9 protein-coding genes and 1 pseudogene are annotated in these 7,937 nt (G+C 70.3%); 7 read left to right on the forward strand and 3 right to left on the reverse strand.

What is annotated here, in order from left to right:
* The 5 genes and pseudogenes from KBX53_RS14605 to KBX53_RS14625 all read left to right on the forward strand — a co-directional run.
* Window positions 1-241: pseudogene (locus KBX53_RS14605) on the forward strand (TldD/PmbA family protein); the annotation flags it as partial.
* A 58-nt stretch (window positions 242-299) separates the two neighbouring features.
* Window positions 300-1,706 (forward strand): metallopeptidase TldD-related protein, encoded by a 1,407-nt coding sequence (locus KBX53_RS14610; RefSeq protein WP_309140775.1) that lies wholly within the window; start codon window positions 300-302, stop codon window positions 1,704-1,706.
* A 245-nt stretch (window positions 1,707-1,951) separates the two neighbouring features.
* Complete coding sequence (locus KBX53_RS14615; RefSeq protein WP_030337513.1) at window positions 1,952-2,758, forward strand: hypothetical protein; 807 nt, start codon at window positions 1,952-1,954, stop codon at window positions 2,756-2,758.
* 12 nt (window positions 2,759-2,770) lie between these two features.
* Window positions 2,771-4,699, forward strand: coding sequence for a fumarate reductase/succinate dehydrogenase flavoprotein subunit (locus KBX53_RS14620; RefSeq protein WP_030337511.1), 1,929 nt, complete (start codon window positions 2,771-2,773; stop codon window positions 4,697-4,699).
* A complete protein-coding gene (locus KBX53_RS14625; protein ID WP_210859783.1) occupies window positions 4,696-5,760 on the forward strand; it encodes a succinate dehydrogenase/fumarate reductase iron-sulfur subunit in 1,065 nt (354 codons plus the stop codon). Before KBX53_RS14620 ends, KBX53_RS14625 begins: the two co-directional genes overlap by 4 nt.
* A gap of 80 nt (window positions 5,761-5,840) precedes the next feature.
* On the opposite strand, the gene KBX53_RS14630 is transcribed toward KBX53_RS14625, so the two are convergent.
* Window positions 5,841-6,290, reverse strand: coding sequence for a (deoxy)nucleoside triphosphate pyrophosphohydrolase (locus tag KBX53_RS14630; protein ID WP_210859785.1), 450 nt, complete (start codon window positions 6,288-6,290; stop codon window positions 5,841-5,843).
* Between the two features lie 183 nt (window positions 6,291-6,473).
* Here KBX53_RS14630 and KBX53_RS14635 point away from each other — a divergent pair, with 183 nt between their 5' ends.
* Window positions 6,474-6,782: a 4a-hydroxytetrahydrobiopterin dehydratase gene (locus tag KBX53_RS14635; protein ID WP_030337506.1), complete on the forward strand. Its 309-nt coding sequence runs from the start codon at window positions 6,474-6,476 to the stop codon at window positions 6,780-6,782.
* On the opposite strand, the gene KBX53_RS14640 is transcribed toward KBX53_RS14635, so the two are convergent.
* Together KBX53_RS14640 and KBX53_RS14645 are read right to left on the reverse strand one after the other, a co-directional pair.
* Window positions 6,769-7,185, reverse strand: coding sequence for a VOC family protein (locus KBX53_RS14640; RefSeq protein ID WP_030337505.1), 417 nt, complete (start codon window positions 7,183-7,185; stop codon window positions 6,769-6,771). The two genes, KBX53_RS14635 and KBX53_RS14640, sit on opposite strands and share 14 nt — an antisense overlap.
* Window positions 7,182-7,535, reverse strand: a complete 354-nt coding sequence (locus KBX53_RS14645) for a DUF1801 domain-containing protein (RefSeq protein WP_210859787.1) — start codon at window positions 7,533-7,535, stop codon at window positions 7,182-7,184. Before KBX53_RS14645 ends, KBX53_RS14640 begins: the two co-directional genes overlap by 4 nt.
* A gap of 114 nt (window positions 7,536-7,649) precedes the next feature.
* Here KBX53_RS14645 and KBX53_RS14650 point away from each other — a divergent pair.
* The coding region (locus KBX53_RS14650) for a LysR family transcriptional regulator (RefSeq protein WP_210859789.1) at window positions 7,650-7,937 on the forward strand (288 nt) is incomplete at its 3' end.

Below are 7,937 nucleotides of genomic sequence, written 5' to 3' on the forward strand. Positions count from 1 at the left end.
CCAGTTCGGCTGCGAGGTCGGCTGGGAGATCAAGAAGGGGCGGCGGGGGCGGATGCTGCGCAACCCCACGTACACCGGGATCGGCCCGCTGTTCTGGCGCTCGATGGACATGCTCTCCGGCGAGACGGTCTCCTGGGGGACGCCCAACTGCGGCAAGGGCCAGCCCGGCCAGATCGGGCACACCGGCCACCCGGCCGCGCCGGCCCGGTTCCGCAACGTCCGGGTGGGGGTTTCAGCGTGAGCGCGAGGAGTGAGCCGGGTTTGCGAGCCCCGCAGTCGCGAACGAAAGGTGGCTCAGCGTGAGCGCGAGGAGCGAGCTGGAGCTGGCGGGGCAGGTTGTGGAGTTGGTGCGGCGGCTCGGCGGGCCGGCCGCGCAGGCGGAGGCGGTGGTGACCCGGGCGGACCTGGCGTTGACCCGGTTCGCCAACTCGGGCATCCATCAGAACGTTTCCGAGTCGACAGTGGGGGTCCGACTGCGGGTGCACGTCGACGGTCGGACGGCTGCCGGCGGCGGCAGCGTGGTCACCGCCGACGGGTTGTCCGCACTGGTGGAGCGCACCCTGACGGCGGCGCGGCTGTGCCCACCTGACCAGGGCTGGCCGGGGTTGACCGCGCTCGTGCCCATGCCGCAGGCGCCGCCCGTCGACGAGGCCACCGCGCAGGCCGAGCCGGATCAGCGGGCCGACCGGGTGGGGGCGTTCGTGGCCGCCGCCGGGGGCCTGAGCCCCGCCGGTTACTGCCGTACCGCGCACCGCTCGTCGGCGTTCGCCAACTCGGCCGGGCCCTCGGCGTACGGCCGCTCGGTGGAGGCGGCGATGGACGGCAGCGCCCGCCGCGACGGCGCGGCCGGGGTGGCCGGGCGCCGCGCTGACCGGCTGTCCGACCTCGACGGCGCCGAGTTGGGCGCGCAGGCGGCGGCGAAGGCGCAGGCGGCGGCCGACCCGGTCGAGTTGCCGCCGGGGCACTACGAGGTGGTGTTCGAGCCGGCCGCCGTGGCGGACCTGCTGCAGAATTTGTCGTTCTACGGCTTCAACGGCAAGCGGTACAACGAGCGGCAGTCGTTCGCCGAGCCGGGCGCGGCCCAGTTCGACAGGGCGGTGACAGTGGTGGACGATCCGCTGGGCGGGTCCGGGTTGCCGTTCGACGCGGAGGGCACCGGCCGAGGGGCGTTGACGTTGGTCGAGGCGGGCACCACCAGGGCGGTGGCCCACGATCGCCGGACCGCCGCCGAGGCGGGCACGGAGTCCACCGGGCACGCTGTCGCGGGGGGTGCCACCTGGGGCCCGATGCCCCGCAACCTGCGGCTGAGTGGTGCGGCGACGGGCCCGGCCAGTGCCGCGGGCCGGAGCACCACCGGCGCGGCGGCCGGCGCTGTCGTCGACGCGGACACCGCCGCGTTGGTGGCTGGGGTACGCCGGGGCCTGCTGGTCACCGACCTCTGGTACACGCGGGTGCTCGACCCGAAGAGCCTCGTCGTCACCGGGCTGACCCGCAATGGTGTCTGGCTGATCGAGGACGGCACTGTGGTCAGGGCGGTCCGTGACCTGCGGTTCACCGAGTCGTACCCGAGGGCGCTGGGGCCGGGGGCGGTGCTCGGGCTGGGTGCGCGGGCGGTGCGTCAACCGGATCGGGTGGACGGTGCCTGGTGGGCGGCGCCCTCGTTGCGGCTGGCGTCCTGGCACTTCACCGGAGGCGCCTCCGGTTGATGGTCAACCGGCGCGCGGAAAAACCGGCCCGCTGGGGGCTTTTCCGCAGGCCAGACACACGGGACACTCCCTTGCGCGGACGGCCCGCAGAGATCGGCGTAACGTGTGTCACTTAGCTGCGTCGGTCGATCCGGCGCGGTCGTTGGTGTGCGCATGACGTGGCAGCGGGTGCGGGTTCGCCGGTCCGCGTGCCGACCGGAGAGAGATCAGCCCGCCCGTACGGGCCCGTCGAGGAGACGACTCGAATGACTTCAACGGCAACGAGGCCGAGGGGGGCGCGGGCGCGCGCCGCCATCGCGGCGAAGACGTTGCGTACCGACCGATGGTGGTTCGCCCCGCTGATCACCGTGATCGGGCTCAGCGCCTGGGTCGTGTACGCGACGGTCCGTGTCTTCATGCACGACTTCTACTGGGTCGCGGATTACCACTACCTGACCCCGTTCTACTCGCCCTGCGTCACGGAGCGGTGTATCGAGGGCGCCTCGCACTTCGGCCGTTTCCTGCCCGGCTGGTGGATCATCCCGGACGCCGCGCTGACGCTGCCGTTCCTGCTGCTGTTCCGGCTCACCTGCTACTACTACCGCAAGGCGTACTACCGGTCGTTCTGGCTGTCGCCGCCGGCCTGCGCCGTCCCGGACGGGCACAAGGAGTACAGCGGTGAGACCCGTTTCCCGCTGCTCGGGCAGAACCTGCACCGCTACTTCTTCTACGCCGCGGCGGTCATCTCGCTGATCAACACCTGGGACGCGATCCTCGCGTTCCACTCGCCGAAGGGCTTCGGCTTCGGGCTGGGCAACATCATCCTGGTGCTCAACGTGGTGATGCTCTGGGCGTACACGATTTCCTGCCACTCCTGCCGGCACATCATCGGCGGCCGGCTCAAGCATTTCTCCAAGCACCCGGTGCGCTACCGGGCCTGGACGTTCGTCTCGGCCCTGAACGTCCGGCACATGCAGCTCGCCTGGATCACCCTCGGCACCCTGGCGCTGGCCGACTTCTACATCATGGCGCTCGCTGCCGGCTGGTTCTCCGACCTGCGGTTCATCAACTAAAGGGCCCCTGACATGACCACAACCACTCGCATCGAACGACACCACTACGACGTCGTCGTCATCGGGGCCGGCGGCGCCGGTCTCCGCGCGGCGATCGAGGCCCGGCTCGCCGGCAAGAAGACCGCGATCATCTCCAAGTCGCTGTTCGGCAAGGCGCACACGGTGATGGCCGAGGGCGGCGCGGCCGCCGCGATGGGCAACGTGAACAGCCGGGACAACTGGCAGGTGCACTTCCGCGACACCATGCGCGGCGGGAAGTTCCTCAACAACTTCCGGATGGCCGAGCTGCACGCGAAGGAGTCGCCGCAGCGGATCTGGGAGCTGGAGACGTACGGTGCGCTCTTCGACCGCACCAAGGACGGCAAGATCTCGCAGCGCAACTTCGGCGGCCACGAGTACCCGCGTCTGGCGCATGTGGGCGACCGGACCGGCCTGGAGCTGATCCGCACCCTCCAGCAGAAGATCGTCTCCCTCCAGCAGGAGGACCAGCGCGAGTTCGGCTCGTACGACGCCCGCATCCGGGTGTTCTCCGAAACGACCATCACCGAGCTGCTGCTCGACGGTGACCGGGTGGCCGGCGCGTTCGGCTACTACCGGGAGTCGGGCGAGTTCATCCTCTTCGAGGCGCCGGCGGTCGTGTTGGCCACCGGCGGTGTCGGACGCTCCTACAAGGTCACCTCGAACTCGTGGGAGTACACCGGGGACGGGCACGCGCTGGCGCTGCGCGCCGGGGCGACGCTGATCAACATGGAGTTCCTCCAGTTCCACCCCACCGGCATGGTCTGGCCGCCCTCGGTGAAGGGCATCCTGGTCACCGAGTCGGTGCGCGGTGACGGCGGTGTCCTGAAGAACTCCGAAGGCAAGCGGTTCATGTTCGACTACGTCCCCGACGTCTTCCGCAAGCAGTACGCGGAGACCGAGGAGGAGGCGGACCGCTGGTACACCGACCCGGACAACAACCGGCGTCCGCCGGAGCTGCTCCCCCGCGACGAGGTGGCCCGCGCCATCAACAGCGAGGTCAAGGCCGGTCGGGGCTCCCCCGCCGGTGGTGTCTTCCTGGACATCGCGAGCCGACGCTCCGCCGACGAGATCCGCCGGCGGCTGCCGTCGATGTACCACCAGTTCAAGGAGCTGGCCGACGTCGACATCACGGCCGAGCCGATGGAGGTGGGGCCGACCTGTCACTACGTGATGGGCGGCGTCGAGGTGGACCCGGATTCGGGTGCCGCCTTCGGCCACGTACGCGGGCTGTTCGCCGCCGGTGAGGTCTCCGGCGGCATGCACGGTTCCAACCGACTCGGTGGCAACTCCCTGTCCGACCTGCTGGTCTTCGGCAAGCGGGCGGGCGGGCACGCCGCCAGCTACGCCGACGGGCTGACCACCCGGCCGAAGGTGGCGGTGCACGAGGTCGAGGCCGCCGTGGAGACCGCCCTCGCTCCGCTGCAACGGGACACCGGCGAGAGCCCGTACACCCTTCAGCAGGACCTCCAGGCGGTGATGGGCGACCTGGTGGGCATCATCCGCCGCGAGGGTGAGCTGGCCGACGCGCTGGTCCGGCTCGCCGAGCTGCGGGAGCGGGTGGCCAAGGTGAGCGCGGCCGGCGGCCGACGCTACAACCCGGGCTGGCACCTGGCCCTGGATCTGCGCAACATGCTGGTGGTCTCGGAGTGCACAGCGAAGGCGGCGCTGGAGCGGCAGGAGTCGCGCGGCGGGCACACCCGGGAGGACTACCCGGCGATGGAGCCCAAGTGGCGGCAGGTCAATCTGGTCTGCGCACTGGACGGCGACACCGTGCAGCTGACCCGCAAGCCGCTGCCGAAGATGCGGCCGGAGCTGATCGGCCTCTTCGACCGGGCCGAGCTGGCCAAGTACCTCACCGACGAGGAGCTCGCCGACTTCGACGCCCTCGTCGCCGACGCTGGAGAGGCGGACAACCGATGAGCGCGAAGCGTCAGTTCCGGATCTGGCGGGGCGACGAGAGCGGCGGTGACCTCCAGGACTACATGGTGGAGGTGAACGAGGGCGAGGTCGTCCTCGACGTCATCCACCGTCTGCAGGCCACCGACGCGCCCGACCTGGCCTGCCGGTGGAACTGCAAGGCCGGCAAGTGCGGCTCCTGCTCCATGGAGATCAACGGCAAGCCGCGGTTGGGTTGCATGACGCGGATGTCGACCTTCGGCGACGACGAGACCGTCACTGTCACCCCGCTGCGCACCTTCCCGGTGATCCGGGACCTGGTCACCGACGTCTCGTTCAACTACGAGAAGGCACGGGAGACCCCGGCGTTCGCGCCTCCGGCGGACGTCGCTCCGGGCGACTACCGGATGCAGCAGGTCGACGTCGAGCGCTCGCAGGAGTTCCGCAAGTGCATCGAGTGCTTCCTGTGCCAGACGGTCTGCCACGTGATCCGCGACCACGAGGAGAACAAGCAGGCGTTCTCCGGCCCGCGGTACTTCATCCGGGCGGCCGAGCTGGACATGCACCCGCTGGACGCGCGGACCGACCGCAAGGAGTACGCGCAGGCCGAACAGGGCCTCGGCTTCTGCAACATCACCAAGTGCTGCACCGAGGTCTGCCCCGAGCACATCAAGATCACCGACAACGGGATCATCCCCATGAAGGAACGGGTCGTCGACCGCAGGTACGATCCCCTTGTGTGGCTTGGTAGCAAGATCTTCCGTCGGGGCGAGACGCCCCAGACCAGCGTGACCACCGCCCGTCAGGGCTCGGCGACGCCGGGCTCCGCCCGGGGTGGGGTGCCCGCGCACGCGGGTGGCCCCCACGAGGCGGGGGCTGAGGCGCAGGCGCAGAGGGGCGTCAACGGGCACCGGGTGGGGCCCCCCCCGCCCGCGCCGGCGGTCGACGACCGGGGCAAGCTGCCGCTGACCGAGCTCACCTTCGACCGGGCCGCCGCGCCGTCGCCGTTCGGCGACGACGTGACCTTCCCGCTGCCTCCGGAGCACCTCAACTTCGCCCACCCGGAGCAGGACAACAAGCACTAATCACCCGGAACAACAACGGGGGCCGTGGCAGTTGCCACGGCCCCCGTCCCACTTGCGTGATCAACGGGGGCTGGGCGTGATCACCGGGGGGTGGGCGGGGTGAGGAGGGGGCGGAGGGCTGCCACGATGGGGGCGTCGGCGGGGAGCCAGGTGACCGAGTCCAGTTCGTCGGCGGTGAGCCACCGCAGCGCCTCGTGCTCCAGCGCCTGCGGTTGGTCGCCGCCGAGCAGGCGGGCCGCGTACACCTTGAGCACCGAGCGGCCGTGCGCCATCCGTACGTTGCGGCCGACCCGGTCGCCGATCTCGACGCGTACGGCCAACTCCTCGGCGCACTCCCGGATCAACGCGTCGGTCTCGGCCTCCCCCGGCTCGACCTTTCCGCCCGGAAACTCCCACATGCCCGCTACCTCGGGTGGCGCGGAACGCGCACAGGCGAGCACCCGCCCATCCCGGATGATCGCCGCGCCGACGATCACCTTCAGGTCCCGTCGCTCGGCCTGCCCGCCACCAGTCGCCCGTTCGGTCCGCACGGGCGTCCAGGGTGCCAGATCAATCGGCGGTTTGGGTACCGTAGCCGTCCGCTAGGCCAATAAGACACGGAAGTGTGGGCGTGGACACCCCCTCCGAGCAGCGAGAGACTAGGGGACACCGACAAGACACGGGATGGCGACGATTTGGCCACGAGCCGGCAACGGCGCTTGGGGGGTGCGGTGATGCGCGTGCTGTTCAACAGCAGGGCCAAGCACGACTACCTTTCCGACGCGTTGACCTTGCTATCTGGTTGGACACGCGAGGGCGAGCAGATCCGACGGACGCTCATGATCGACGATACCCAACACGCCGCACTAACTGAACGGGTCAAGGTCGTCGCGGACGCGCTGCATCTGCGACCCGAGATCAGCCGCCGGGCCGACAGCACCCAGATCCGGGTCGGGCACGGCAGCGGTGAGCCCCTGACCGAGGGCGAGGTCCTGTTGGCCGCCCGCATCGAGGACGCGTACCGGGCGGTCACCGAGGGCTGACGACCGACGCCGACTCCGCGTCCTGCGGGTACCAGCGCAGTTCCACCGAGTTGCCGTCCGGGTCCCGCACGTAGATCGAGGTCGCCGAACCGCGGGCGCCGAACCGGCTGACCGGCCCGGTCAGCACCGTAAAGACTTCCGACCCGATCACCTGCGCCCAGTCCAACGGCGCCACCACCAGGCAGAAGTGGTCCACGTTCGCGCCCTGCGGTTCACCTCGAACGAGGTCGATGATGCTGTCGGGGCTGATCCGCACCGACGGAAACGGGACTGCGCCCGCCCGCCACTCGTCGACCCGTACCGGCGCCAGCCCGAGCCGGCCGCAGTAGAAGTCCAGGGACCGTTCCACGTCGGCGACGGTCAGCACCAGGTGGTCGAAACCGGTGACCCGCACCGCGCTCATGCCTGCTCCAAGTCGGCCGCCGCGCGCAACCAGCCGCTGAACAGCGCCGGGTCGACGTCGGCGAGGTCGCGCAGCTTCACCGCCGCCATCGAGCGCGCACCGGGCACCAACCGTCCTGACGGGTCGGCGATCTCCTGTCCCCGCCACAACCCGAAGGTGACAAAGGACCCGTACGCCTTGATCAGGCAGACCGGGCGCTGGCCGGGCCGGTCGCCCAGGCCCCAGACCGGGTGCCCGTGCCACATCGCGCCCGTCGCCGCCGGCAGGGCCGCCGCGATGATCGGCGTCAGCTTCTCGCCGATCTCGCGCAGTGGGCCGGCCAGGCCGGCCAGGTAGTCGTCAACGCTCACGTTCTCGCCTTTCGCTCGGTGTTCCCTGCCGCGTTCACGATCCCCTGACGAGGGACACCGACCAAGACCTGATGTCGCTACGATCGTTGCCCAGAGGTCAACGATGGGGGCGGTGTGCTGGAGCGGTACGAGGTCGAGACCTTCCTGACGCTCGCGAAGGAACTGCACTTCGGCCGCACCGCCGAGCGGTTGACAGTCAGCACCGGTCGGGTCAGCCACATCGTGAAGAAGCTGGAACGCCGGATCGGGGCACCGCTGTTCGCCCGTACCAGTCGGGTCGTCCAGCTCACCCCGATCGGCCGGCAGCTCGCCGAGGAACTGGCCCCGCTGGTTGCCGGGATGGACGAGGCCGTCCGCCGCGCGACCGACGCCGCCCGGTGCCGAAGGGACCCGCCGGGAACA

This window comes from Micromonospora sp. M51 (assembly GCF_018070305.1).
Lineage (GTDB): Bacteria > Actinomycetota > Actinomycetes > Mycobacteriales > Micromonosporaceae > Micromonospora > Micromonospora parva.